A 23,344-nucleotide genomic window follows, 5' to 3' on the forward strand; every position below is an offset into this window, starting at 1 on the left:
GCTCAGTCCACCTGGATGGCGAGGAGACAGGCGTCGTCGTCGTGGGCCGTGCGCGTGTAATCGGCGGTGATGCGGTCGAGCGTCGCCCGGGCCGAAAGCCCCGCGTTTCCCGACAGGCTCCGGCTGAGGTTGTTGATGCCCACGGTGATGTCCTCGCCCCGGCGCTCGACCACACCGTCGGTGTAGAGGAGCAGCAGGTCACCGCTGCGCAGCGGGACCGGCGCGGTCTCGTACGCGTACCCGGGCATCAGGCCCAGGAGCGGGCCGAGATGGTCCGAGGGGAGAGGGGACACTTCCTTGCCACGCCGCAGCAGCGGAGGCGGATGGCCCGCGCACGCCCAGCGCAGGACACGGTCGTGGTCGATACGCCCGGTGATCATGGTCGCGGTCAGCGCAGAGGGATCACTGCACACCAGCTCGTTCAGCCATGTCGTCATCTCGCCGGCCGTCGCGCCCGTCTGGGCGAGGCCGGCGAGGGCGTGGCGCTGCTGGGCCATCCGGGCCACGGCGTCCAGCCCGTGGCCGACGGCGTCTCCGATGGCGACCAGGACCCGCCCGTCCGGCAGGCGCCTGCACTTGTACCAGTCGCCGCCCACGGCTGCGTCGGGCTCGGCCGGCAGGTAGGCGGCGGCCACCGTCAGCCCCAGCTCGGCGAGTTCCGCGGAGTGGGTCGGCAGGAGCGCCTCGCGCAGGACGGAGGCGATGCGCCGTTCCGCCTCGGCCTGCTGGCGCAGTCCCTCCGTCTCGCGCTGGGTCTCCGCGAGACGGCGGCGGCTGCGCATCTGGGGCGTCAGGTCGCGTGCGGCCAGGTGCACGGCCCACGGACGTCCGTCGGTTCCTGCGACGGGTCTGCCGAGCAGGTCGAGGGTGCGTACCTCACCGAAGACACGGAAGCGGATGCGTGTCCAGGAGGGCTCCTCACCGGCGAGGACGGCGGTGATCAGCTCGGCGAGCGCCGGCACCTCGCCGGGCAGGACCGCGTCGCAGAGCTCCGTGAGGGACCACGGCATGCCCGGGTCGGTACGGAAGATGCGGTGCAGCCCCTCCGACCAGTTGACGGCGCCGGAGAGAAGGTCCCAGTGGCCCCATCCCAGCGAGGCGATGTGCTGAGCGTCGAGGGTCAGGCTCTCGGCCTGGCTGCGGGCGGGGAGCCAGGTGGTCAGCAGGTGGTCGCCGCAGGCGGCGGCGTAGTACAGGAGCGGGGCGCGATGCAGTCGGCCGTACCGCTCCTCCGTGTAGTCCACGGTCAGCCCGTTGAGGGCGCGCCCGGATTTGAACACCGAGGTCAGCGCCGCCAGCAGTCCGCTCGTCGCGGCTCCGGGGCGGGCCTCCAGGAACCGCTGCCCCACCTGGGTGTCCGGCGGTTCGAGCCATTCGGACGAGCGGACGTGGTTGCCGGCCCGGATGACGAAGTCCGTGATCTCACCGGTCTCGTCCTCGACAGGGGTCAGGAGCGCCGCCGAGACGGGGATGGCCGCCATGCTGGAGCACAGGCAGGCCCACGGGTCGTGACCGGCCGCGCCGTCCGGGCCGCCACCGCCGGTTTCTCGCTGCCCGGCCGGGAGGTCGTCCGCCGGTTCGGCTCTTCCGGAGGTGAAGGTCTCCAGGGACTGGCTGCTCATGGGCGAGGCGTGGCTGATGGCGGTCGCGAGCGGCAGGCGCGTTTCCGCCTTGCGGCGTGCATCCGCGCGCAATGCGGCGACCTCACGCTCGATGAGCGACTTCAGGCCCTCCACGTCGTGGGGCAGGTCCGGCAGGCCCGGCAGTGAGAAGCTCACCAGATCGTCACAGCCCTGCCGTAGAGGACATTCACGGTGATGGCCTCCCGGCGTCGCGCGTCAAGATCCGTCCACCTCGATCGTAGGTTCCGCCCCGGAGGCACGCGAGCGCTCACCGCCGGGCTGCCGTAACCGGGCGGTGGTGGCGAAGGTCCCTGCCGGACGGGACTTTAGTCCCGTGTTGGGCGCTTTGTGGGCGGAAACACCCAAATCAGGAAGACGAGGACCCGCACCCGCGCCGGGCGGTCCGCCACAGCCGCCACCGCCGCGGGAGCGACACGGAAGGAAGAGAATGCGCTGGATCGCGCTGGCCAAAGCTCAACTGAAGCGAGCGACCGACGGGTTGTTCCCACCCCGGACCGCCTCCCCCGAACCGGTCCCGGACGCGTTGCTCGTACGGGCGCCCACCGGAGGGGAGTGCTGGACCTGCGTCGAGCGACGGCAGATCAGCTGGCGGATCACGGGGTGCCTGGGATACCCGTGCAGCGTCCTGCTGGAGCGCAGGACGGAACAGGGGAAGTGGTCCGAGGCCGCGGTACTGGCCTCACAGGTGGATCCGCGCGCGCTCCGGGCGTCCGTCGTGGTGCCGGAGCTGCCTGAGGGGCCGTACCGCATACGCATCACCTCCCCCGAGCTGCCGCACGGCGCCTGCAGTCCGCCTCTGACCATCAGCCGCAACGGCACCGTCCGCCTCCCCGCGACCACAGGGTGAAGGAAACACATTCATGATCTCTGCCACCGCTGCCGGGCAGCACACCGACCCGCACAGCGCTGTCAGCGCTGTGGGCCGCCGCATCGCCCACTGCCGTACGGAGGCCGGTCTGAGCGTCGTACAGCTCGCTCACGCGGTGGGCGCCGACCCCGCGTATCTGCGCGACGTGGAGCAGCGGGACCTCTCGCCCGGCAGCGCGCTGCTGACGCGGATCGCTTCCGCCCTCGGCATGTCGCTGAGTGACCTGCGCGGCCGGCACACACACCTGCCCGAAGGCCGGAGCGCGGCGGCCCCGTTCCCCCGGATGGAAACGGTCGGCCAGGACGAGTGCTGGACCATGCTGGCGGGGCACGGCGTCGGGCGCGTCGCCGTACCCGGGCCACCCCTCGGGCCGCCCGCGGGCCCGCTGATCCTGCCGGTGAACTACTCCGTGGTGGAGGGCCGGATCGCGTACCGCACGAGTCCGGGCACCGTGACCGCTTCGGTCGCGGGCGGGGAGGTGGCCTTCGAGGCGGACCGCATCGACGAAGTCACGAGTGCGGGATGGAACGTGGTCGCCGTGGGGCCGGCCCGTCTGGTGACGGACGCGGGAGAGGCGGCCGTACTGGACGAGCACGCCTTCTCCCTGCCGTGGCCCGATCCGACACGCGGTACGTGGATCGTCATACGGCCGACCCGGCTGAGCGGGCGGCGGATCCGGACGTGACGGCGGAACTGCGCGGGGCGCCGCCGCACGCACACCGCCTGAAGGTGGAGACGGAGGCGGAGACGCAGATGCGGGCGGAGATCGCCCAGCTGCGTCAGGCATTGTCCAGCCGTACGGTCATCGGCCAGGCACAGGGCATGCTGATGGCGTTCGGCGCCTGCTCCGCCGATGAGGCCTGGCACGTACTGGTGGAGGTGTCCCAGCGCACCAACATCAAACTGCGGGAGGTGGCGACGGCTCTGGTCGCCGCCGCCCGGGGCATCGAACGGCCCGCGTCCGTCCGGGTACCACTGCGGCAGGCGGTCAGACGGGTACGCAACACCGGCTGATCCCGGCCGGCCTCGGGCGGACCGGCTTCGGCGGCCGGTCCGCCCGCGTCGCCGGCCGAGCGCGCGGAAGCGGTTCTATGCGCAGTACGGACTCAACTCGCCGGTCCACACTGAGGCATGGACGGTTCTGTCTCCGGGCCCTCAGCCGCCGCGCGCACGCTCCTGTCGAGTGAACTGCCCGGCCGCGGATCGGGTTCGGCATCCACCTCACGCTGGTCTGCTACACGACCGGCTACCGGTGGGGGCCGCTGTCCGCGAAGGACGCGGTGCCCTCACTGAGGGCATCGTGGTGACCGACTGCCGGGCTGTCGAGCGGCTCTGGGCCGGGGGACAACAGCTCCAGCCTGCCGCCGTCGCCGCCCCAGCCTCGGTCACCGGATGTCGCGCCGGATAAAACACATCGGGCGCGAGCAACCCCGGGCGGGCGGCAGTCGTCTTGATCCACAGCAGGACGGCCGGCCCCCGGTGGCTGGCACCCTCCCGGTCCCCCAAGCGCCCGGGTTCGGAACCAGGTGACTATACGCCGCGCGTATACACGCAGTGCATAGTCGTCGCACCGCTGCCCCGGCCACGCACGAAAGGCACCCATGCACAGCAAGGCATTCGCGCCGGAGTACCAAGGCGCCCTCACCGCGCTGTCGGTGAACTCCTCCCTGACGGACGTACTGGAAAAGGGCACCCAGAACCTGAGAGCGGCCGAAGCCTCCGGTTCGCAGCAGGAGGTGGCACGGTCCGGGCTCGCCGTCGCCGAGGCGCACCGCAGGCTGGGCAACGTCGAGGAAGCCGACCGGGCGTGGAAGGCCAGTTACCGCGCCGCCCGTGCGGCCGGTGACCTCGGGGCCATGGCGTGGGCGTTGTGGAGCGGCGGGACGCTCGCCCGGCAGCGGGGCGCGCTGGCGCTGGCGTTCCGGTTGCTGGGCCTCGCCGCCGACATGGCAAAACGGGGCGGGGACGTCGTAGCCCGTGGCTACTCTCTCGCCGGTCTGGCGGAGACCGGACGCATACAGGGGGACTACGAGGCGGTCGCCGTACTGCACGAGCAACTGCTGGCCGAGGCACGCAAACGCGGCGAGGCCCGCCACACCGTATGGGCGCTGGAGGGCATCGCTCAGATTCACCGCAACACCGGCTCGTACGACACGGCGCTGGCGATGTTCGAGGAGGCGGCCCAGATCGCCGGGAACGCGGAGGACCGGCGCGGCAGGGCATGGGCCCTGCGGGGCATGGCCGACATCGTTTCCCTGCGGGACGACCCGGACCGCGCTCTGGCCCTGCTCGCCGAGGCGGAAGTGACCTGCCGCGAGATGAAGTTGTCCAGCGCCCTCGCCTACAACCACAAGATGCGCGCCAACGTGTTCTACCGAGCCCGTCGTTACGACGAAGCCCGTCAGGTGTACGAGCAGGCTCTCGCGGAGTTCCGTGCCATGAGTGAGCCGCGCGGCGAGGCGCTGGCACGGCTCGGGCTGGTCAAGGCACGCGCCCGGCTCGGCCGGGACCAGGCCGAGACCGCCGCCGAGTTGAGCGAGTTGCGCCGCACGCTCGACCGGATCGGCCTGCGCCACGCCCGGGACATGGTCGACAAGGCCCATGCCGAACTCGGCGTACTCCCCCTTGCCACCGTGGCGGACGAGGAAGACGACCGACGATGACGCTGCCGGTAACAGCCCAGGCCACCGCCCCGCAGATCCTCGGCCGCTGCCGCGACCTCGTACGGCCGGCGCTCACGCAGGCGGTGCGGCGCCTTCATCCGTGGCCGGCCGAGATGGCCGCCTTCTCGCTCGGCTGGAGCGAGGTGGGCGGCAGGCCCGTGCCCGGCCCCCGCGCCGGTTCGCACGGCAAGGGAGTACGCCAGGCTCTCACCGTGCTGTCCGCCGAGGCCGCGGGCGGGTCCGCCGAGGACGCGGTCGTCGGTGCGGTCGCCGTGGAACTGATCCACACGTTCTCGCTCCTGCACGACGACATCATGGACGGCGACGAGACCCGCCGGCAGCGCCCGAGCGTGTGGAAGGCGTACGGCACGGGCCCCGCGGTGCTGACGGGAGACGCGCTCTTCGCCCTGGCCGTGGAGACGCTGGCCGACTCCGGCAACGTACACAGCGGGGCGGCGGTGCGGCACTTGGCGGGGACGCTGAACGACCTGGTGCGCGGTCAGGCCGAAGACCTGCTCTTCGAGGCCCGGCCCTGGACGGGGCCCGAGGCCGTGTCCCCGCAGGAGTACCGGTCCATGGCCGACCACAAGACCGGCGCGCTGCTGGGCTGCGCCGCGGGGCTGGGCGCCGTACTGGCCGGGGCACCGCCCGCCACGGTCGACGCCCTCGCACGGGCGGGCCGGCAGCTCGGGGTGGCCTTCCAGGCGGTGGACGACCTGCTGGGGATCTGGGGCGATCCGCAGGTCACGGGGAAGCCGGTTCACAGCGATCTGCGCCGGCTGAAGAAGACGTACCCCGTCCTAGCGGCCGTGTCTGCGGACGGCCCGGCCGCCCGGCGCCTGGTCGCGCTCCTCACCTCGGGCGATCCCCTCGACGACACCGCCGCCCGCCGGGCCGCCGAGCTCATCGAGGAAGCCGGCGGGCGCTCCGCCACGCTGGCCGAAGCGCGTCACCATCTGGAGAGCGCCCGCGACAGCCTGGGGAGTGTCCCGTTGGCCCCGGCGGCGGTCGGCGACATCCTCACGCTTCTGCCGTTCCTCGTCGACCGCAGCACGTGACGGGTTGGGGGTGACGGGTCAAGGGCACGCGGGCGCGAGCCACGCCGGTGGGTCAGCCGCGGCCGTGGGTCAACCGCGGCCGGGAGCGCTGCTGCTGGAGTTTGCCGAGTCCAGTTCCAGCAGCTTGCGCGCCGTCTCCCGGGCGTGGTCCGCTGCGGCACTGTCGCCGCTGACGGCGGCTGTGGTGATCGCGCCCTCCACCAGCAGAAGGAGCGACTGCGCCAGCCAGGCGGAGTGGCCCGCCTCGCTCACCAGGCCCGCCAGGTAGTCCTTCAGGGCGTTGACGTGGTCGCGGGCGGCGCTCGCGACCGGATCGGATGTGGCGCCCAGTTCCCCGAAGGAGTTGACGAAGGCGCAGCCACGGAATCCCGGTTCCCGGAACCACGACCCCAGCCACTCGAAGACGGCCAGGATCCGGTCCTCGCCCGGAGGCTGATCCTCGACGTGGCCGGCCAGTGACGCGCGCCATCGCACGTCGCGCCGGCGCAGATAGGCCTCCACCAGGTGGTCCTTGGAGGGGAAGAGCTGATAGAGGCGCTTGAGGGACGCCCCGGACGCGTCGCGGATCTCCGCCATGCCGACCGCCTGCAGGCCGCGCCCGTAGAAGAGCGTCTCGGCGGCGTCGAGGATGCGGGTCTCTTGTGCCGCGGCTTCCATGCCGACCTTCCCTTGCGTGAGAATCACCGTTCTCTTAGGCTACCGCGAGCAGGGGAGAATGCTGGTTCTCCCCTGGGGGAAGGGGAGAACCATGACCGACAAGAGGCCGCCGTTCCCGCCGTTCACCGCCGGGACCGCCCGGGAGAAAGTCCAGGCTGCCGAGGACGCGTGGAACAGCCGGGACCCCGAGCGGGTGGTCCTCGCCTATACCGAGGACTCCGAGTGGCGCAACCGCGACACGTTCCTGCGCGGTCGCGCGCAGATCGTGGAGTTCCTGCGCGACAAGTGGCGGCGCGAGCTGGACTAACGCCTGCGCAAGGAGTTGTGGGCCTTTACGGACAACCGGATAGCCGTCCGCTTCGAGTACGAGTGGCACGACGAAGCGGACCAGTGGTTCCGCAGTTACGGCAACGAGAACTGGGAGTTCGACGAGAACGGCCTGATGCGACGCCGTTACGCGAGCATCAACGACCTCACCATTTCGGTGGACGAGCGGCGCATAGCGCTCTGACGGCCTAGCGGGTCTGGCGGCCTGCGAACGCGCAGTCAACGCCCAGTCAGCCGGGCCAGGTTCCGGTCAGGCGGTGTACGGCGGTGGCGCCGCCGCGGTCGACCGCCGCCTTGACCGCCGCGAAGATGGCGCCCTGCACGGCCGCGGCGATCACGATCTCCCGCCATCCGCGCTCCTGGTCGGTGGCGTCCGGGGCGTCTTCGTCGTGACCGATGACCTTCCACACCTGCTTGAACAGCGCGCCGGCCAGGGCGCCGCTCACGGCGCCCAGCACCAGACCGACCGGCTTGTAGGCAACCTTGGACGCTTTCATCAGCACCTCCCGCTGCGTCGTGTGGCGACGACGACGACGGCGATCGCCGCCGCCAGACCGGCGAACACGAGCAGATTGCGGTTGGTGTGTGCGCCCCCGCCGCCGGGCCGGACTTCGCCCATGCCGGACGCCGCGTCCTTGTTGTGCCTCTTTCGTCCCAGGCCGTGAGCGGTCTCCGTCAGTTGGTCGCCGGCCGATGCGACCTTTTCCCGTACCGGCGCAGGTGTCTTGTCGTGCGCGGTGTGGAGGGCGCGTGCCGCCTTGTCCTGCACCATGCCCTTGACCTTCGCCGCCTTCTGCTGTGCCTGCGCTTTTACGTCGGCCTTGGCGGCCAGCGCTTCGACCGTCCGGCCGAGCTCCTCACGGGTCCTGGCCACCTGGGCCCGCAGCTCCTCGGGGGTGGGCGAGGAACCGTCGTCCTTTGCCTTGTCCGTCATCGCCGTGCCCTCTCCTTGATCTCGGCCACGTCGGCCTTGACGCTGTGGATGGCCTGCTGGGGGGCGGCCGGCGTGGCGCGGCTGACCTGCTTCTTGCCCACGAGGGCGAGCACCGCCGCCACAACGAGCAGCGCGCCTGTGACGACCAGCGCGGAGAGCCACAACGGCCAGACCAGGTCCAGGGCCACGATCGCGGTGGCCACAGCGGCCTGCAGAGCGACGATGCCCACCACGCCGGCTCCGCCCAGCAGACCGCCGCCGAGCCCGAACCGTTTGCCCTTCTGCTGCATCTCGGCCTGCGCCAGGCGCAGCTCCTGCCGCATCAGCTGGGAAATCTGTTCCGAGGCGTGCTTGACAAGGTCGCCCACCGACTCCTCGGCGTCCCTGCCGGGCGGTTGGCCCACTGACGTGCTCATCGTCGTGACCTTCCTTTCCTTGCTGCATCTCGCGGCATCTCGATCTCGCTGCATCTCGGTCTGCGCCAGGCGCGACGGTGTGGCGGCCTGCCCGCTGGTGGCTGTCATCTCAAGTCGTAGCCCCTACTGCGGATGCCCGCCAGCGGACAGCCCACGCGTCGCGGACGAACAGATCCGCCCCCGTCCTCGACTCCCTACGTCAGGAGGCGCAACAGCAGGCGCGGTGCGTGATGCACCAGCAGGGCACTGCCCACACCAATGGCGGCGCCGGCCACGACATCACTGGGGTAATGCGCTCCGGCATGGACACGCTCCACGGCCACCAGCACGGTGGGAACCGCGGCTGCCGCCCCCACCCACGGTGAGGTGAGGGACACCGCGACAGTGAAGCCCACGGCGGCAGCGGTGTGCCCGGAGGGGAAGGACGAGGTGTCCGGCCGGTCCTCGACATCGTCGTGCGGGATCATGTCCGCGGGGGGTCTGCGCCGCTCGTACAGCTGCTTGCACAGCGCGTTCGCGATCAGCTGTGCGCAGAGCATGCCCGCCACTCCCCCTGCGGCGGCCTTGCGTTGCGTGGCACCTCCCACGGCGGCCATCGTGATGGCGGCGCCCCACCAGAGTTTGGTTCTCTCGGCCGCCGACTCCACGGCCGGCAGCATCTTCCGGGCCCACGGCGAGTCCCAGGAGGCGGCCCGGCGGGTGAGCCGCCGGTCGAGGCGGCGTACGTCATCGAGGAGGCGCGTCACGGCCTCCTTCGGCCGCGCGGTGTCGAACCCGTCGACACCCCGGCCCAGGTGCTCCAGCACAGTCACTCGTTGCCCATCTGCTTGCGGTCCTGGTCACTCCACTTGCGTGTGTCACGCGGTTCGACGTACGGCTCCTCGTCGCTGGGATGGCCGCCGACGATGGCGCGTTCACGGGTCATCTCCGCGTCGAACTCCAGCCCCAGGAGGATCGCCAGGTTCGTGATCCACAGCCACACCAGGAAAATGATCACTCCGGCCAGGGTTCCGTACGTCTTGTTGTACGAGCCGAAGTTCGCCACGTACAGCGCGAAGCCCGCCGAGGCGATCAACCAGATCACCAGGGCCAGGAAGCTGCCGGGGGTGACCCACTTGAAGCCGCGGCCCCTGGCGTTCGGCGACGCCCAGTACAGAAGCGCGATCATGATGGTGACCAGCACCACCAGAACCGGCCACTTCACGATCGACCAGACGTTCAGGGCGCTGTCTCCGATCCCCAGCGTCGTACCCAACTGCTTGGCGAGGCCGCCGGAGAACACCACGATCAGCGCGCTGACGCACGCCAGGATCATCAGCACCAGCGTCAGGACCAGCCGCAACGGCGTGAGCTTCCAGACCGGCCGGCCCTCGGGGACGTCATAGACGGCGTTGGAGGTGCGGATGAACGCGGCCACGTAGCCGGACCCCGACCACAGGGCACCCAGAAGGCCGACGATCGCCAGGACCGATCCCGTACCGCTGCCACTGGCCTGCAGCTGCTCGACCGCACCGGTGATGATGTTGCGGGCGGAGCCGGGCGTCAGCTTCGCGATGTTGTCCAGGATGCTCTTGGTCGCCGACGCACCCGCGATGCCCAGGATCGACACGAGCACCAGCAGTGCGGGGAACAGCGCCAGGATCCCGTAGTACGTCAGCGCCGCGGCCCGGTCGGTCAGCTCGTCGTCCTTGAACTCCGCCGCCGTGCGCTTCAGCACCGCCCCCCAGGACTTCTTGCCCAGCTGGGTGGGCGAGCCGGGAGCGTCCCGTTCCACCTGGGGGTCCGGCCCCGCACGGCTGCCGGACTCCGCGTCCGCTCCGGCAGCCGCCGGGCGGTGCTCGCGCCCGTGCTCGTCGTCTCCGTGTTCCTGCTGCCACTTCGATGCCATGACCTACGAGTAACCGCAAAGCGCGGGTTATGCACGTGGAGCCGGACTTTGAATCATGGCGATGTCGCCGGAACTCTGCGCCATTGGAGTGCATTCTCGCTCTTCCGCCGATGGCCAGGGCGCCGAAGCTGCCAGCGAACACCCGCGTGTACGCCCCTGAGGCACCGCCCCTCGTGCGAGATCCCCCGCGAGCGCTCACCCGGCCGGGGCGGTCAACCCGCTGGTCTGACGTGCAGGTGCCCCTCGGCCGGGAAGGCCGGCGGACGGGCGGGCAGCACCCTGACGAACTCGTATCCCGTCTTGGCCGCGACGCGGCATGAAGCGGGGTTGTCGACCTGGTGGAGCAGTTCCAGACGCTGGAGACCGTGGCGGCGAAGGTCTCGAAGGCCCAGGTCGTGAGGACCCCCAGGGCCCGGGGGGCTGCTCCGCGGCCGCGGGCACGGGTTGCGGTCCAGTAACCGACTTCGGCGGTGGGACCGGTAGGTGCGGCTGTCTTGAGCACGACATGCGCCACCAGCCGACCGCCGGTACCGAAGCCTCCCTCTTCGTCCGGCTCAAGAACAGCGAAGCTGAAGCGGTCACCGGCCTCCCAGCCCCGCTGTTGGGCCTTCAGCCACCGTACGGCGTCATCGTTGTCGCGTAAGGCCAGTCCCGTCCCGCGGCGGAAAGCGGCGTCGCGGCATTCCGCCGTCAGCGCGGGAATGTCCTGTTCGGCCCAAGGCCGCAGATACATGGCCGGCATGGAGTCCGTGGCTTCGACTCGAAGAGCAAAGGTCATGACGTCCCCGTGAAGCAGTCGCATACGGTTGTTCACCAGGCTGCCGTGACGGCGCCTCAGTGGAAGGCGCCTCAGTGGAAGGCGTACAGCACCTGCGGTTCCTGCCACTCGACGAAACTGTCGACCAAGGTAGCGCCAAGCGCTTCAAGCAGATGCCGGGAACGGCCGTTGGCCTCCTGGGTCACCGCAACCACGCCCGGAAATTGTGAAGGCACCTCCGCCGAGGCCCAGTCGACGGCGGCGGCCACCGCTTCACGGGCATAGCCGCAGCCCCAGTACTCCGGCAGGAACTGGTACGACACCTCCGTACGCCCGTCCCGGCCACCTCGCTCCACGGTCACCAGCCCGACGACCACGCCGTCCTCCTGCCGTACGACGCTGAGCGCTCCGGGAGCGCCCACACATGCGTTTCTGCGCTCGCGCACTGTCTGCTGGGCCACCGGCCCGCCGAGGTAGCGACGTACCTCTGGGTCCGTCCACAGGCGTGCGATCTCCGGTACGTCCGAAGACTCAATGGGCCGCAAGGCGAGTCGCGATGTGGTGAGCGAGGCCGGCCACCAGTAGGCGGCAGCGGAGTCGTGGGGCATGCCGGCAATCATGGCAAGCCAGCCCGAACCGTGTCGTCTACCTGCCGAATACTCCCGCGCTGTAGAGGTAGAGAGCGACAACACCTGCCACGCAGACCAGGACGACCCAGGAGCTGAAGCTCGTGTGTCTCCCCCGGCGTCTCAACCGCCCTGCGCGGCTGGGCCGGTTGGAGCCTCTGGAGCGGCCGGTGCCTGACGACGGGCCGGGAAATCGCGGGGTCGCGTCGACCGCTGCCTCGGCGAGCAGGCGGCGGCAGGTCGCGGCGAGCTCGCCCGTACCGGCGGCGAGCGGGACTATCGCCTCCGAACGCGCCGGGGCCGTAGTACCGCCGTCGAGGATGCGGCCGGCGCGGACGAGGATCTCGCCCCGGCCACCCGCGGGAGCGAGACTGATCCAGCGCTGCACATGCTCACCCCGGATGACGACACCTCCGGCCCGGTCCCGGTACACGGTGTGCTCCCGCCACAGCACTTCGGCCAACTCGCTAGCCGTGTCCCTCAGTTGCCCACTCATGCGTCCCCCTCTGCCGTAAGGCGCGTCGATCAAGCAACGCACTCTAGCGGCAGGTACACACCAACTCGCCACGGGGGCTGGTGGAGCGTTCAGCGGTAGTCGAGTTCGACGTAGTCGATGTCGGTCAGCTCCACGTGGAGGCCGGGCGCCCGGCGCCCGCGGTCCTTGAAGTACTCCTCCTGGAGGCCTTCGGCGGCGATGCGCTGCAGTTGCTGTTCGGTCGCGCCCTCGGCCTGTGCGTCGAAGAGGCGGCTCGCGTAGGCGGGCGGCAAGTGCTGCGTGATGAGCCGCAGCCGACTGTCGTCCGTCGTCCCCGGCGCCGCGGTAAAGCCGAACCGCGCGCGGGTCTCGATCACGATGCCCGTGGTACTGGCCGCCTGCTGCTTGGCGCGCTCGCGGACCTTCGGCTGCCAGCTCTTGCCCACCTCGGCGACCAGGCGGGCGGCGAGATCCTTGCGCGGCCGCTTGAACTGCCCCTTGAGGTAGCGCTCGACCGTGCGCTGGGTGGTGCCCAGCCGCTCGGCCACGGCCTTGGTGGAGCCCTTTTCGCTCTTCACCAGGAACCGCATCTGCGCCTGCGCGGACTTCGGAAGGGGCCGGGTGAACGTGTTCGCCTCGGCCTTTTCGAGGCTGTCGCCCAGGATGCCCATCGTTGACCCCTATTCTCCGTCGGCCGACGCGTCGCCGCCCTTGATGTGCCGGGCGGGGTTGTGGCCTTGATCGAGCATGTGCACGGCCCACATCATCGGTTGACTGCCCTCGCACTTGACCATCCCCGGTGAGACACCGAGGCGGAACCCGCCGGGAAGCGGCTTGTCGTCGGGCGTGCGGGGCAGGAAGTCCAGCGGCGAGGGGCCGTCGGACAGATACACGGCGCAGTCGGAGAGGACCGCGATCGGGAACAGTCCGACGCCTGCGAGCTTGAGCATCTTGCGGTGCATGTTGATGCGGGCGGCGGAGATCACGGCGGCGCGGATGTCCGGGCGCCAGGTCGGACGTTCCAGGGCCGGCCAGCGTTCGCCGGGGCGGTATCCGGCGCCCTGCGGGCGCTCGCGGAGCTTGCCGATGCCGCCCTTGACCGTGGCCTTGATGGCGGACAGGACGGCGGCCTGGCCGGCGTCGGCCTTCTTGTGCTGATCCATCGCCTCGAGGAAGTCCGCCTCGCGCATCCCGGAGACGACGCCGAGCTGCTCCATGGTGGCCATGTACGCGTCGCGCAGCCGCGTGTACCAGGCGTCCAGGTACGCGGCGTGCTCCCGGCGGACGTACGCCTCGGCCGGCTGCACCTGGTGCCCGAGCTCCACGGCGTAGGCGACGGTCGGTGTCGCGTACCAGGCCGGGCCGGCCGGCCGTACGCCGTGCGGGGTGAACGGGTTCGGAAGGCGCGGGTCGATCTCGATGTGGGACAGGTCGACGAGCCAGCTGCCGGGCAGCTTCGGGTCGAACGCCGGGTGGTGAAGGTGCGCCGCGGGGCCGAGGCCGACGTTCAGCCGGTTCGCGGCGGCGGCGAACGCCATGTTGACGTCGATGCCGACGGCGTAGGGCTTCGCGCACTCCTCATCGGTGAGCAGCTCGGGATCGCGAATCCACTCGTACGCCTCTTCGTCGAGGACCTCGGCGGGGGTGCGCCGGTGACCGCGCGGGTACAGGGCGGCGACGACGGGGTGTTCGTCCGGGGCTTCCGGGGGCGCGGGGTCCACCGGGGCGGTGAGGGAACCGGGGTTCGGGCCGGACGACCATGCGCCGGTCGTCTCGTCCTTGACCGCCCGGGTGGGCGGGCGCAGCGCGGTCATCAGCTCCAGGCCGGAGACGGCACAGGAACCGCGCGGGGTGATGACCTTCGTGGCGTACGCGCCCAGCACCTGTGCGAGTTCCGCCGCCGGAAGGTCCACCGCGTCGCCCCAGGCGCGGGCATCGAGCGCGCCCCAGGGCACGATCGCGAACTGGACGCACTGGCGCCGGCCTGCATGTGCGGGGCGGTAGACCCTGGCCCACGGGCCGAAGCCGCGCTTTGTGGTCTTCCAGTTCGCCCTCGCGATCTGCTTGTTGACCTTGTGGTCCTCGGGGAGGCGCAGGCCTCGCCGGTCCTCCAGGACTGCCGGGAGGCCGAGCCGCTCGGCGGCCGCGGCCATGATGACGACCAGCGGGTCGGCGTCCTTGCCGTTGCGGTTCAGCCGGGGCGCCCCCAGGTGCGCCTCGGTGAGGGCCCAGTCGACCAGGGCGGGGACGGTCGTGGCCGGGCAGTCGAGCACCAGGCCGCCGACGCAGTACGCCGATCCGTCACCGTCAAGCACCGCGAGCGGGCCGTTGGCGAAGCGCGGATCGACCGCTGCCCCGGCGGGAGCGGGCTCTCTCGTCGCGGGAGGCCTCTTCGCGGGTGGGCGGCGCGACAACGACGAGCTGCGGGCCGGCGGCGCGGCGCGCGGCTCCGGCGGGGCGGGAGCGGTCTGTGGTTCCGGCGGGGCGGGAGCGGTCTGTGGTTCCGGCGGGGCGGGAGCGGTCTGTGGTTCCCGCGGGGCGGGAGCGGTCTGTGGTTCCCGCCCCGCGTAAGGGGTTTGCGGTTCGGGTGCGGCTGCCAGCTGGGTGGCGATGCCTTCCAGCAGCTTGGCGTAGGCGGCTCGGGTGGCGCCCTGTGGTTCGCTGCGGCCCGCTTCCCATCCGGCCACGGTGGTCCGGGTGACGTCCAGTGCGGCGGCGATCTCGCTCTGGGTCAGGCCGTAATCCGTGCGCAGGCGGGCGCGCTCGGCGGGCTCGGGCAGGTGAGTGCGGCGCGGCCCGGCCTTCAGGAGGGCGTCGACGGGGTCGGGCTTGCTCGCCATGCGGCGCTCGCTCCTTCGGTGTCAGTCGTTGTCTGTCGCGGATGTGCCGTGCGGGGCGGCGTCCAGGAACTCGCGCAAGTGCCGGCCGGTGAGAATGCGGGCGGGATTGCGGCCCGGGGGCAGCGGAAGCCGGTGGCCCAGGGCCCACTGGAAGCGGGAGGCGGGGGCGAGGTCGAAGGCGTACTTACCGCCTGCGGTGAGGTCCGGCTCAGAGCCGACGATCCGGAAGGCACCGACGCAGACCCCGCCGTCGACGAAGGCCAGCAGGAAGTCGCCGTGCTTCCCGATGGTCTGCGTGGAAAAGCGCCACCCTCGGGCCGCTCCTTCCGCGACGGTCTGGCCATTGCGAAGCGACTGCCTCACGTCCACCGCGAGCATCCGTCCCCGTCCCCATCCAATGCTTCGTTCCCCACAACGATTCGATCTTAGCTCAGAGCAATGCCTTTTATCGGCCGATAAAAAACGGTGTCGATGTTGAGCTGTCGACTCCAGAATCCCGTGGGTGTCACGACGGTGCCGGATCGCCGGGAGCCTTCCTGCGGCGCAGCCAGGCGCGCAGCCCGCGGGGCGTTTCGGGGAGAGGGGGCGGCAGAGACCGGCTGGTCTCCGGGCGTGGTGCGGTGCGGTGCTCGCGCGCCTCGTCCAGGAGCAGCGCAAGGCTCACCCGCTGCCAGAGGATCTCGTCCGGGTCGTCGGCCAGCAGCAGCCGGTCCATGGCCTCGCGCGTGGGGGGCGATTCGCCGTGGCGCCCCACGAGTGCCGGCCGGAGCTTGCTGAGGTACGCGCGCTCGTAGGGGTCGTCGACGACCTCCGCGAGCTGGACGGGGTCGAGGACGGAGCTGGTGATTGCCGCCTGCTCCCAGGGGTCTTCGGTCTGCCGCGTCAGCAGAGCCAGGCGTCGGCTCCGCCAGTTGCGGGCGCGGCGGTCCTCCCCCGCGTCGAGTACGGCGCGCATCTTCTGCGGGGACCTGCCGGTGAGCAGACCGGGCTCGCGGGTGGCCAACTCCGCCAGTTCTTCGGCGAGATACAGCCAGACCACGGCCCGGTAGCGGTTCAAATAAAATTTGACGGGCGTGATGTATCCGGCGCGGGCGAGCTTGCCGAACCGGACGGGGCTGATGTCCATCAGCTGCGCGCCCTCGGTGGTGCCTACCGTCCGTACCCGCTCACTCAGCGTCTCCTGTTTCCGGTCCGCCGCCTGGAGCCGGTCGAGCTCCTCGCGGGCGACCCGGCGGTGGCTGCCATCGCCGTCGACTGTGGTGCGGATGTGGCCCAGCAGGACGGCGAGGTCGAACTCGCTTCGTTTCAGGCCGAGTTCGTGGGCAGCCCTGGCTGCGGACAGCGGCTTGCCGGCCTGTGCCGCGACGGCGGTGAGGTGTGCTTCTTGTACGGCCATGGTCTTCTCCCCGTGAGATCCGAATACTCTCGGTGACGACCGTAGCCTGGATGGCGCGATGCCCGCCCGGCCTGTGGACAACTTTCGGGCCGGGCGAGTACGCGCAGGTCAGATGTCGGTTCCCGCGGCGGTCCCCGGCTGCCTCGCCGCCACGCCGAGGTGCTCGCCGACACGGTTGACGAGCAGTGTCATCTCGTAGGCGATCTGCCCGATGTCGGCCTCGGCGGCGCTCAGCACGCACAGACAGCTGCCGTCGCCGGCCGCGGTGACGAAGAGAACCCCTTCGTCGAACTCGACCATCGTCTGGCGGACCTTTCCGAGCCGGAAATGCCGGCCCGATCCCTTGGCGAGGCTGTGCAGTCCCGACGACACGGCCGCCAGATGCTCGGCGTCCTCCCTTGCGAGCCCCGTACTCGCCCCGGTCACCAGGCCGTCGTTGGACAGCACCAGTGCGTGCCGCACGTGCTCGACCCGGTCGGTCAGGTCGTCCAGAAGCCAGTCGAGCCCTTTGTCCAGCGCCATGTTGCGGCCTCCCCGTTGATTTGTTCCCCGTTGCCCTGATCGATGACAAGCCTTCCCCACTGACGCCGTCGCGGCAACCACGTGTTTCCGCCGGTGCTTGAGGGACCCCCGGTACTCCGCCGGCGAGTTCGGTTCCGGGAACCTGGGGGACGATATGCGTATGGCCGATGACCACACGCACGATGACCCCACGCACGTTCAGGCGTTCTTCACGGCCCGCGCCGCGGACTGGGACACCCGTTTCCCGGACGACGGACCGGCCTACGCCGCCGCGGTGGCCGACCTCGGGCTGCGGGCCGGTGACGCCGTCCTCGACGCGGGCTGCGGCACAGGGCGCGCGCTGCCGTTCCTCCGTGACGCCGTGGGCCCCGGCGGCTCGGTGCTGGGAGCCGACATCACGCCGGCGATGCTGGAGGCCGCCGTACAGGCGGGACGTCACCGCGCCGCGCAGCTGCTGATCGCCGATGTCGCCCGGCTGCCGGTACGGACGGGCGCCCTGGACGCCGTCTTCGCGGCCGGCCTGATCTCGCATCTCCCCCGGCCCGCGGAAAATCTGCGCGAGCTGGCCAGGACCGTGCGGCCCGGTGGCCTGCTGGCGTTGTTCCATCCCATCGGCCGTGCGGCCCTCGCGGCTCGCCAGGGCCGGCAGATCACCCCGGACGACCTGCGGGCCGAGCCCAGGCTCCGGCCGCTGCTGGCCGGTTCCGGGTGGCGGATGACGTCGTACACCGACGAGAACGACCGGTTCCTGGCGCTCGCAGTTCGCGAGGACTGAGCCAGGAACCGGGCCAGCGGGGCTCGGCCGGGCCGCCGGGGAGTCACTCGGCGGCGGCCGAGCGCTCGGTGTGCGGAACCGGGCAGCCTCCCGTCCCCGGAGTCGGGAACGTCCCCAGGTTCGCGACCGTGTAGCCGCCGGGGTAACCCTTGATCTCGCGGTTCTGCCGGGCGTAGTGCGGCGCGCCGCGCGGCGGCAGCAGTCGCACGGCGCGGGCACGCAACCGGAGGGCGCCCCTGACCACCGCTCGGGCAGCGGGCGCCGGAGGGTCGTAGCGGAAGGCGCGCAGGAGCGCGTCGTCGAGGAGAGCGAGGCTGGCGCCGCGCACCAGCGGAGCGAGGGGGCGCGGATACCAGGACGCCATGAGCGCGAGCGTCGCGTCCGAGACCTCGCGCGCCCCCTCGTCCCAGCCGAAGTGCTCCGTCTCGTACGTGTCGAGGCAGCGCTCGAACTCCTCGAAGGACTGCGGAATGTCCTTGATGCCCATGTGCTTGCCGAGCGTGCGGTAGTAGGCGGCGGAGGCCCGCAGTTCGTGGTCGGACAGCCGTCGCCAGCCGTACGAGTCGATCCAGCGCTTCGGCATGACGACGAACGTGCACAGCACATAGCGCATGTCGTCGTTGCTGATGGCGTAGCTGCGGTGCATCTGGTTGATACGGCGGATGGCGGTGCGGCCGTCCTCCGTGTCGAAGCCGTGCTCCACGACGGTGTCCAGGAGCAGCGCGGTGTCGTCGTAGCGCTTCTGGGAACGGTCGGTCAGCTCTGCCGTCACAGCGAGGAGGCGGCCGATGCTGGGCACCGCGTACGTGCGGTAGAGGGCCAGCTCCAGAGCACGCGTGTAGTCCCAGGGGAACTCGTACGTCGCGGTGAGCCGGTAGATCGTCAGGAAGTCCTTCTCCGGATCGAGCCGCTGGATCTCCTTCAGCCGGTCGTAACGCTTCAACGCACCGCCTCCTTCTGTCGCCCGGGGTCCAACTCTACGTTGGAGGAGCACACTTGAAGTGCCGGTGATCCAGCCACTCAGGAGGAAGGCGGTCCGCGTGTTCGACAACGTACGGAACAGACTCGGGAAGCTCTTCGGGCCGCGTCCGGGCGGCGCGACGCGGGCGCAGGCTGCGGCGCATCCGGGAACGCGTCAGCACAACATCTTCGAGGCGGCCGCAGCCTACGTGTCCGCCTGCGCGGAGGACGACGAGCCGCGTATCGAGGAGGCGTCCGGCTGGGTCTCTCCGGAGGCGCTCTCCTTCGGCGTCAACGAACTGGCCTGCCGGGCGGTCATCGCGCTCGCGCGGGAGCGCGGCGAGTCACCGCACAGCGTGGCCCGTACGCTCCTCGGGCTCCCGGCTGCCTGACCCGGTTCTTTCGCCGGTGGACCTCGACGGCGGGGTTACTCACTGGTTAGGGTTCGCCGACGACCGATCCGAAGGAGCGTGCCGTGACCGGACCGGACACCGACACCGCCGGGAGTGCCGAGGACGCCGAGGACGCGCTGTTCGTGCTGACCGCGGTGCTGCTGACCCCCGCGCAGTTCCCGAGCGTGCTCGGCGACGACTATCCGCAGGCCTGTGCGGCGCTCGGTCTCGAGCCGTACGCCGACGGGTACGGCCTGGTCCTGGGCCAGGACGGCACGGGTGCGCGGTGGACCGTAGTGATCGACGACGTGTCGCTGGTGGCGGTCGCCATCGCCTCCTGGGACTGCGGTATGGAGTACGACCTGTCGCCGGACGAGCGTACGGTCGTCGCCGGCCTGCCCGGCTGGCCGCTGCCGCTCGCGGTGGCCGCTCCCGGCCTGCCGGGCCCGCACGACCCCGTTCCCGGGAACGGACCTGACGGGCAGCGTGAGCCGTCCCCTCTCGCACCGCCCGACACGGACGAATGGGGTCCCGCCCAGCGGCGGCTCGGCGCCGACGAGATCGCGCTCCAGTGGGCGGCCTGGCGCGAGCAGATCGACGACGAGGAGACGTTCGTCGCCCCCGGTGGCCATCCGCACGCCGGCAATCCGCACGCCGGTGTGCGGCGTGTGATCGAGGAGCTGCACGGCTACGTGAACGCCCCGCCACCGCCGGGGCGGGTGCGTTCGACGTTCGCGTCCGGCGAGGCCCGCACGCTGCGGGCCGACGGTCCTGGCTGGTCCGTGGTCGCCAGGACCGACGACATCGCTTTTGTGCTGCTGGACGACGAGCCGGGTGAGGTTCTGCCGGTCGGCCGGGGGCCCGAATTGCCCGGTCTGCTGGAGGCGCTCGACAAGATCGCTGTACGGCCCGCCTGACAGCCGCTGCCCCCGCCGGTCAGCCGGCGTCCCCCGGATCGACGAGGAGCGCTTCCACCGACGTGTCGGGGTCCGGGTGCTCGCACAGGGCCGCCAGTTCGTCCGGCCACGGATCCTTCCAGGCCGTCGTGCGCCCCGCTGTGCGCACCAGGGCGAGGGCGAGCCGTCCGGCGGCTCCCGAGCCGTGTCCGCGCAGGAGACGCACGGCTTCGAGGGCGGCTGTCGCGATGCCGCGATCGTCTGCGTCGAAGTGGAGGGAGCCCGTCGGCGACAGCCGTTCGGGGCGTTCCCCGATCAGCTCCAGCAGCCTCTCCCAGGGCGCGGGCGCCGGGTCTCCTCGCCGTACCGCACGCAGAGCAGCCTCCTGGGCAAGGCGGACCGCCTGCGGGAACAGCCCCGCCCCTTCGAGGGCGTCGATCGCCGCCGTGACGGCCTGGTGGCCGTCGACGGACTGCCGGTTGCCGATCGCGGTGACGCAGGCGTCCAGGCGGCGCAGTGCGCCGGCCCTGATGTGCGGATCGTCCGAACGCGCCCTGAGCAGCAGCGTGCGCAACGCGCTCGCCATCACGGACGGTGCGCTCGCCTCGGGAGACATGGACGCGAGCTGTTGGACCGCCGTCTGCCACACGTCCCGGCTCCTGGTGGGGTCGACGGAGAGCTCCGCGAGGAGGCGGACAGCGTCGGTGGAGCCGTCGGCGCCGAGGTGGGTGGGGAGGGCGCGGCAGGTGGCCACCACCGTGTCGTCGTCGCCGTCGCGGAGGAGGCCGATGAGGAAGGCGGTGTACGAGGTGCGGTGCCCGCGTGGCACCGACGGGGTTCGCGGCTGGAGCACGGCTTCCCTGACTGCCTGTTCCCGCATCCCTGCGGACAGCCGGTCCGCGATGTCCGCGCGGTCGACGGCGCGCAGCAGATACGGCGCGATGACGGCCCGTACGTCCCGGTGCTGGGCCGGTTCGTCCCAGGCCGCGAGGAACGCTTCGACAACAGCCGGCCCGGTGAGCGCTCCGAGCGCTCTGGCGGCCTCCTTCCTGGTGCCGACCGGGTTGGCCGGGTTCCGCAGGAGGGACGCCGGCAGGGCGACGGCCTCAGTGTCCGGTACGGCGTCCAGCAGGCGGCGTACGGCGGACATGGCGGCGCGCCCACGGACACCGCCGGCGCCCGCGTGCCGGAGCACGGTGTTCAGCAGCTCGGCCGTGACGGGCCCCGTCGTGCCGAGCGCGCCGAGTGCGGCCGCCGCCACTGGCTGGGGCGCGTTCGCGGCCAGGGCCGTGAGCTCTTCCCGGGAGCCCACGAGCGCTGCGGCGTCGGCTCGCTCGCGCGACGGCGCCCGCTCGTCGGACGCCACCGCCGCAAGGTACGCCGCCCACTTGCCGCGTTGGTACGGCAGCCAGCGGCCGGTGTCGGCGGGGGGCGCAGCCGCGGTGCCCAGGGCGTGGCCCTGGGCCGGACGCGGCCGCGCAGCCCGTCGCGCACGGCGGCTTCCAGTACGTCGTCGAGCAGGTCGGTGCGGCGGGTGGCGAGCGTACGCAGCACTTCCGGGACTGCGGCGAAGGACGGATCGAGGCGCACGAGTTCCGCGCAGCGCCGTTCTCTGGTCGCGGGTGGTCGTATCCAGAGCGCCGCCGCGCGGGCGGCGACTTCGGGGTCGTCGTGCTGTTCGGCGGTACGTCGCATCAGGTCTTCCAGGGCGGGGAGTTCCGCCAAGTGGGATGCGAGGAGTCCGGCGAGGGTGGCGAGCGTGTCCGGGTGCGCGCCCGGGGGCGTGTCCGGGGGCGCACCCTGACCGGCTGCCACCGTGGACCAGACGGAGCGTGCCGTACGCGCGTCCAGGCGCAACGGTTCGCGCGGTCCTGCCCGGCGTGGGTCGTCGATGACGTGGCACAGCAACCGGGCGGCGAACGCGGCCCGTCGGGTGTCCCCGCGCGCTGCGGCACTTTCCGCGGTGCGGCGCAGCCACCTTTCGGCGGCCGGGAGGGTGGCGGCGGTGGAGTCCCGTGACTGGACGGCGGTCATGACCGCGTCGCGCAGCACGCGTTCCCCGACCGCCATGAGCAGGTGTGGTGGTGCGTCGGCCAGTTGGGCGAGAGCGAGGTGGCGTACGTCGTTCCGGTCGTGCCAGGCACGTTCGCAGGACGCCGCGATCCGGGCGTACTCCTGTGGGTCGCCGTCGAGTTCGGCGCAGGCGAGCAGAGCCGGCCAGGCGAACAGCCGGCGGTGCGTCCGGTGGTCCGAGGCCTGCTCGCGCAGGGCCGGTTCGGCGAGGGCGAGCGGGATGCCGCCCGCACCCCGCCTCATCGCTCTGCCGCTGTGCATCGGCGATCCATCCAGGGGACGAGAAGGGCAGCCCTGTCGTCGGGTTCGAGCGCGGCGACGGCAGCGAGGTCGGACAGGAACGTGCGCTCCCCGACGGCGCCTCCCGTGCGCTCCTGGACGGCCCGTAGCCGGTCGGCGGGTGGCAGAAGCCTGAGCAGTGCGTCGGGGGTCACCTGGCCCTGCCACCATCCGCGCTTCCTGACGGGTGCGGCCCGGCAGAAGCGCACGAGTTCCGCCAGTTCCTGGCGCGGCAGCGCCAGGACTGCACGCCTCACCGAGGGAGGGAGCGGGCCCGGCGCGAACCTCAGCACGGGCGCTCTGCCGCCGGGTTCCGGAGGCACGGCCCGGACGATCTTCAGAACCGCGGCGGGGTGGCGCAGGAGGGCCACCGCTGCCCGTTCCCCGACCAGGGCGGGAGCTCTGCGGAGCAGCAGCAGGCCGGCTTCCGCGTCACGTTCGGCGACCGTGGTGGCGACGATCCGGTGGCCGCGTACGTAGCGTTGCTGCTCCTGGCCGGTGCGGGCGGCGTACTCGTCGGCGAGCCGGGCGGCGACGGCGGCGGGGGCTGTGCGTGCCAGGGAGCTGAGTACGCCCGCGGGCGGTTCGAGACGCGGGAGCCAGGTGGCGGCGGTCCGGGCGGAGCAGGCGGTCAGCAGGGAGACGGTGTCGATGTCGCGGCGCGTGACGGCGAGGAAGAGGGCCGTATGGCGTTCCCCTGGGTCTCCCGCGTCGAGGGTGGTGTGCAGTGCGGCGTAGGCGTCCGGGGCCAGTGCCCGGCCGTACCGGGCGAGAGCGGCACTGCGGGCGGGGAAGGGCAGGGAGTCGAAGTGGGACTTCAGCCATGCGCGAGTCAGCGGCTGGGGCTGGGGCTCGGGCGGGCCGTGCGGGGCGTCGAATGTGGCCATCAGCGATCACCG

At 71.4% G+C, this 23,344-nt stretch carries 25 protein-coding genes and 2 pseudogenes; 9 read left to right on the forward strand and 18 right to left on the reverse strand.

Going from position 1 to position 23,344, the window contains the following annotated elements; genetic code table 11:
* Positions 1 to 2: 2 nt before the first annotated feature.
* Positions 3 to 1,778 carry a PP2C family protein-serine/threonine phosphatase gene (locus J7E91_RS13800; protein ID WP_308376498.1) on the reverse strand — a complete coding sequence of 592 codons (1,776 nt, stop codon included), beginning with the start codon at positions 1,776 to 1,778 and terminating at the stop codon, positions 3 to 5.
* Positions 1,779 to 2,070: 292 nt separating this feature from the next.
* Between J7E91_RS13800 and J7E91_RS13805 the strand changes: the two genes are divergently transcribed.
* The 5 genes from J7E91_RS13805 (at position 2,071) to J7E91_RS13825 (ending at position 6,232) form a co-directional block, all read left to right on the forward strand.
* Positions 2,071 to 2,490 (forward strand): hypothetical protein, encoded by a 420-nt coding sequence (locus J7E91_RS13805; RefSeq protein WP_214902977.1) that lies wholly within the window; start codon positions 2,071 to 2,073, stop codon positions 2,488 to 2,490.
* A gap of 13 nt (positions 2,491 to 2,503) precedes the next feature.
* On the forward strand, positions 2,504 to 3,196 hold the full coding sequence (locus J7E91_RS13810) for a pyridoxamine 5'-phosphate oxidase family protein (RefSeq protein WP_251015612.1): 693 nt from the start codon (positions 2,504 to 2,506) through the stop codon (positions 3,194 to 3,196).
* Complete coding sequence (locus tag J7E91_RS13815) at positions 3,193 to 3,525, forward strand: ANTAR domain-containing protein (RefSeq protein ID WP_308376499.1); 333 nt, start codon at positions 3,193 to 3,195, stop codon at positions 3,523 to 3,525. Before J7E91_RS13810 ends, J7E91_RS13815 begins: the two co-directional genes overlap by 4 nt.
* A 587-nt stretch (positions 3,526 to 4,112) precedes the next feature.
* Entirely contained in the window at positions 4,113 to 5,174 is a 1,062-nt protein-coding gene (locus J7E91_RS13820) for a tetratricopeptide repeat protein (RefSeq protein WP_214902979.1), read from the forward strand.
* A complete protein-coding gene (locus tag J7E91_RS13825; RefSeq protein WP_214902981.1) occupies positions 5,171 to 6,232 on the forward strand; it encodes a polyprenyl synthetase family protein in 1,062 nt (353 codons plus the stop codon). The genes J7E91_RS13820 and J7E91_RS13825 overlap by 4 nt, the downstream gene beginning before the upstream one ends.
* 69 nt (positions 6,233 to 6,301) lie before the next feature.
* Here the strand turns inward: J7E91_RS13825 and J7E91_RS13830 are convergent, their stop codons facing one another.
* Positions 6,302 to 6,889, reverse strand: coding sequence for a TetR/AcrR family transcriptional regulator (locus tag J7E91_RS13830; protein WP_214902983.1), 588 nt, complete (start codon positions 6,887 to 6,889; stop codon positions 6,302 to 6,304).
* A gap of 91 nt (positions 6,890 to 6,980) precedes the next feature.
* Here J7E91_RS13830 and J7E91_RS13835 point away from each other — a divergent pair.
* Positions 6,981 to 7,400: pseudogene (locus J7E91_RS13835) on the forward strand (DUF1348 family protein).
* Positions 7,401 to 7,446: 46 nt separating this feature from the next.
* Here J7E91_RS13835 and J7E91_RS13840 read toward each other — a convergent pair.
* The 13 genes and pseudogenes from J7E91_RS13840 to J7E91_RS13900 all read right to left on the reverse strand — a co-directional run bounded on the left by J7E91_RS13840 (position 7,447) and on the right by J7E91_RS13900 (position 17,070).
* The gene (locus J7E91_RS13840; RefSeq protein ID WP_214902985.1) at positions 7,447 to 7,713 is read right to left on the reverse strand and encodes a DUF4235 domain-containing protein; all 267 of its coding nucleotides are present in this window, start codon (positions 7,711 to 7,713) and stop codon (positions 7,447 to 7,449) included.
* Positions 7,713 to 8,150 carry a DUF3618 domain-containing protein gene (locus J7E91_RS13845; RefSeq protein WP_214902987.1) on the reverse strand — a complete coding sequence of 146 codons (438 nt, stop codon included), beginning with the start codon at positions 8,148 to 8,150 and terminating at the stop codon, positions 7,713 to 7,715. Before J7E91_RS13845 ends, J7E91_RS13840 begins: the two co-directional genes overlap by 1 nt.
* A complete protein-coding gene (locus J7E91_RS13850) occupies positions 8,147 to 8,566 on the reverse strand; it encodes a phage holin family protein (RefSeq protein WP_214902989.1) in 420 nt (139 codons plus the stop codon). The genes J7E91_RS13845 and J7E91_RS13850 overlap by 4 nt, the downstream gene beginning before the upstream one ends.
* 194 nt (positions 8,567 to 8,760) lie before the next feature.
* Positions 8,761 to 9,378, reverse strand: a complete 618-nt coding sequence (locus J7E91_RS13855) for a phosphatase PAP2 family protein (protein ID WP_308376500.1) — start codon at positions 9,376 to 9,378, stop codon at positions 8,761 to 8,763.
* Positions 9,375 to 10,454: a YihY/virulence factor BrkB family protein gene (locus J7E91_RS13860; RefSeq protein ID WP_214902992.1), complete on the reverse strand. Its 1,080-nt coding sequence runs from the start codon at positions 10,452 to 10,454 to the stop codon at positions 9,375 to 9,377. The genes J7E91_RS13855 and J7E91_RS13860 overlap by 4 nt, the downstream gene beginning before the upstream one ends.
* A gap of 424 nt (positions 10,455 to 10,878) precedes the next feature.
* Positions 10,879 to 11,256: pseudogene (locus tag J7E91_RS37025) on the reverse strand (GNAT family N-acetyltransferase); the annotation flags it as partial.
* A gap of 47 nt (positions 11,257 to 11,303) precedes the next feature.
* Positions 11,304 to 11,819: a GNAT family N-acetyltransferase gene (locus J7E91_RS13870; protein ID WP_251015613.1), complete on the reverse strand. Its 516-nt coding sequence runs from the start codon at positions 11,817 to 11,819 to the stop codon at positions 11,304 to 11,306.
* 37 nt (positions 11,820 to 11,856) lie between these two features.
* Positions 11,857 to 12,333: a hypothetical protein gene (locus tag J7E91_RS13875; protein WP_214902998.1), complete on the reverse strand. Its 477-nt coding sequence runs from the start codon at positions 12,331 to 12,333 to the stop codon at positions 11,857 to 11,859.
* 89 nt (positions 12,334 to 12,422) lie between these two features.
* A complete protein-coding gene (locus J7E91_RS13880; RefSeq protein WP_214903001.1) occupies positions 12,423 to 12,983 on the reverse strand; it encodes an XRE family transcriptional regulator in 561 nt (186 codons plus the stop codon).
* Positions 12,984 to 12,992: 9 nt separating this feature from the next.
* On the reverse strand, positions 12,993 to 15,152 hold the full coding sequence (locus J7E91_RS13885; protein ID WP_214903004.1) for a helix-turn-helix transcriptional regulator: 2,160 nt from the start codon (positions 15,150 to 15,152) through the stop codon (positions 12,993 to 12,995).
* 21 nt (positions 15,153 to 15,173) lie between these two features.
* Complete coding sequence (locus J7E91_RS13890; protein ID WP_308376501.1) at positions 15,174 to 15,515, reverse strand: hypothetical protein; 342 nt, start codon at positions 15,513 to 15,515, stop codon at positions 15,174 to 15,176.
* Between the two features lie 142 nt (positions 15,516 to 15,657).
* Positions 15,658 to 16,548 carry a DUF6397 family protein gene (locus J7E91_RS13895; RefSeq protein ID WP_251015614.1) on the reverse strand — a complete coding sequence of 297 codons (891 nt, stop codon included), beginning with the start codon at positions 16,546 to 16,548 and terminating at the stop codon, positions 15,658 to 15,660.
* Positions 16,549 to 16,656: 108 nt separating this feature from the next.
* On the reverse strand, positions 16,657 to 17,070 hold the full coding sequence (locus J7E91_RS13900) for a roadblock/LC7 domain-containing protein (RefSeq protein ID WP_214903010.1): 414 nt from the start codon (positions 17,068 to 17,070) through the stop codon (positions 16,657 to 16,659).
* 160 nt (positions 17,071 to 17,230) lie between these two features.
* On the opposite strand from J7E91_RS13900, the gene J7E91_RS13905 reads away from it, so the two are divergent.
* Positions 17,231 to 17,845: a class I SAM-dependent methyltransferase gene (locus tag J7E91_RS13905; protein ID WP_214903013.1), complete on the forward strand. Its 615-nt coding sequence runs from the start codon at positions 17,231 to 17,233 to the stop codon at positions 17,843 to 17,845.
* 43 nt (positions 17,846 to 17,888) lie between these two features.
* Here J7E91_RS13905 and J7E91_RS13910 read toward each other — a convergent pair whose 3' ends face one another.
* Positions 17,889 to 18,788, reverse strand: a complete 900-nt coding sequence (locus J7E91_RS13910) for an oxygenase MpaB family protein (RefSeq protein ID WP_214903016.1) — start codon at positions 18,786 to 18,788, stop codon at positions 17,889 to 17,891.
* 97 nt (positions 18,789 to 18,885) lie between these two features.
* Between J7E91_RS13910 and J7E91_RS13915 the strand changes: the two genes are divergently transcribed.
* Positions 18,886 to 19,197 (forward strand): hypothetical protein, encoded by a 312-nt coding sequence (locus tag J7E91_RS13915; protein ID WP_214903019.1) that lies wholly within the window; start codon positions 18,886 to 18,888, stop codon positions 19,195 to 19,197.
* Positions 19,198 to 19,280: 83 nt separating this feature from the next.
* Entirely contained in the window at positions 19,281 to 20,114 is an 834-nt protein-coding gene (locus tag J7E91_RS13920) for a hypothetical protein (RefSeq protein WP_214903022.1), read from the forward strand.
* 19 nt (positions 20,115 to 20,133) lie between these two features.
* On the opposite strand, the gene J7E91_RS13925 is transcribed toward J7E91_RS13920, so the two are convergent.
* Positions 20,134 to 21,459 carry a hypothetical protein gene (locus J7E91_RS13925; protein WP_214903039.1) on the reverse strand — a complete coding sequence of 442 codons (1,326 nt, stop codon included), beginning with the start codon at positions 21,457 to 21,459 and terminating at the stop codon, positions 20,134 to 20,136.
* Between the two features lie 946 nt (positions 21,460 to 22,405).
* Positions 22,406 to 23,332, reverse strand: a complete 927-nt coding sequence (locus tag J7E91_RS13930) for a hypothetical protein (protein WP_214903042.1) — start codon at positions 23,330 to 23,332, stop codon at positions 22,406 to 22,408.
* Positions 23,333 to 23,344 lie beyond the last annotated feature (12 nt).

Origin of the sequence: Streptomyces sp. ISL-99 (genome assembly GCF_018614005.1) — a bacterium.
Taxonomy (GTDB): Bacteria; Actinomycetota; Actinomycetes; order Streptomycetales; family Streptomycetaceae; genus Streptomyces; species Streptomyces flavidovirens.

Coding starts and splice junctions, on each gene's coding strand:
- J7E91_RS13805 (WP_214902977.1), top strand. CDS start 2,071: ATGCGCTGGATCGCGCTGGCCAAAGCTCAACTGAAGCGAGCGACCGAC.
- J7E91_RS13810 (WP_251015612.1), top strand. CDS start 2,504: ATGATCTCTGCCACCGCTGCCGGGCAGCACACCGACCCGCACAGCGCT.
- J7E91_RS13820 (WP_214902979.1), top strand. CDS start 4,113: ATGCACAGCAAGGCATTCGCGCCGGAGTACCAAGGCGCCCTCACCGCG.
- J7E91_RS13825 (WP_214902981.1), top strand. CDS start 5,171: ATGACGCTGCCGGTAACAGCCCAGGCCACCGCCCCGCAGATCCTCGGC.
- J7E91_RS13830 (WP_214902983.1), bottom strand. CDS start 6,889: ATGGAAGCCGCGGCACAAGAGACCCGCATCCTCGACGCCGCCGAGACG.
- J7E91_RS13840 (WP_214902985.1), bottom strand. CDS start 7,713: ATGAAAGCGTCCAAGGTTGCCTACAAGCCGGTCGGTCTGGTGCTGGGC.
- J7E91_RS13845 (WP_214902987.1), bottom strand. CDS start 8,150: ATGACGGACAAGGCAAAGGACGACGGTTCCTCGCCCACCCCCGAGGAG.
- J7E91_RS13850 (WP_214902989.1), bottom strand. CDS start 8,566: ATGAGCACGTCAGTGGGCCAACCGCCCGGCAGGGACGCCGAGGAGTCG.
- J7E91_RS13860 (WP_214902992.1), bottom strand. CDS start 10,454: ATGGCATCGAAGTGGCAGCAGGAACACGGAGACGACGAGCACGGGCGC.
- J7E91_RS13870 (WP_251015613.1), bottom strand. CDS start 11,819: ATGCCCCACGACTCCGCTGCCGCCTACTGGTGGCCGGCCTCGCTCACC.
- J7E91_RS13875 (WP_214902998.1), bottom strand. CDS start 12,333: ATGAGTGGGCAACTGAGGGACACGGCTAGCGAGTTGGCCGAAGTGCTG.
- J7E91_RS13880 (WP_214903001.1), bottom strand. CDS start 12,983: ATGGGCATCCTGGGCGACAGCCTCGAAAAGGCCGAGGCGAACACGTTC.
- J7E91_RS13885 (WP_214903004.1), bottom strand. CDS start 15,152: ATGGCGAGCAAGCCCGACCCCGTCGACGCCCTCCTGAAGGCCGGGCCG.
- J7E91_RS13895 (WP_251015614.1), bottom strand. CDS start 16,548: ATGGCCGTACAAGAAGCACACCTCACCGCCGTCGCGGCACAGGCCGGC.
- J7E91_RS13900 (WP_214903010.1), bottom strand. CDS start 17,070: ATGGCGCTGGACAAAGGGCTCGACTGGCTTCTGGACGACCTGACCGAC.
- J7E91_RS13905 (WP_214903013.1), top strand. CDS start 17,231: ATGGCCGATGACCACACGCACGATGACCCCACGCACGTTCAGGCGTTC.
- J7E91_RS13930 (WP_214903042.1), bottom strand. CDS start 23,332: ATGGCCACATTCGACGCCCCGCACGGCCCGCCCGAGCCCCAGCCCCAG.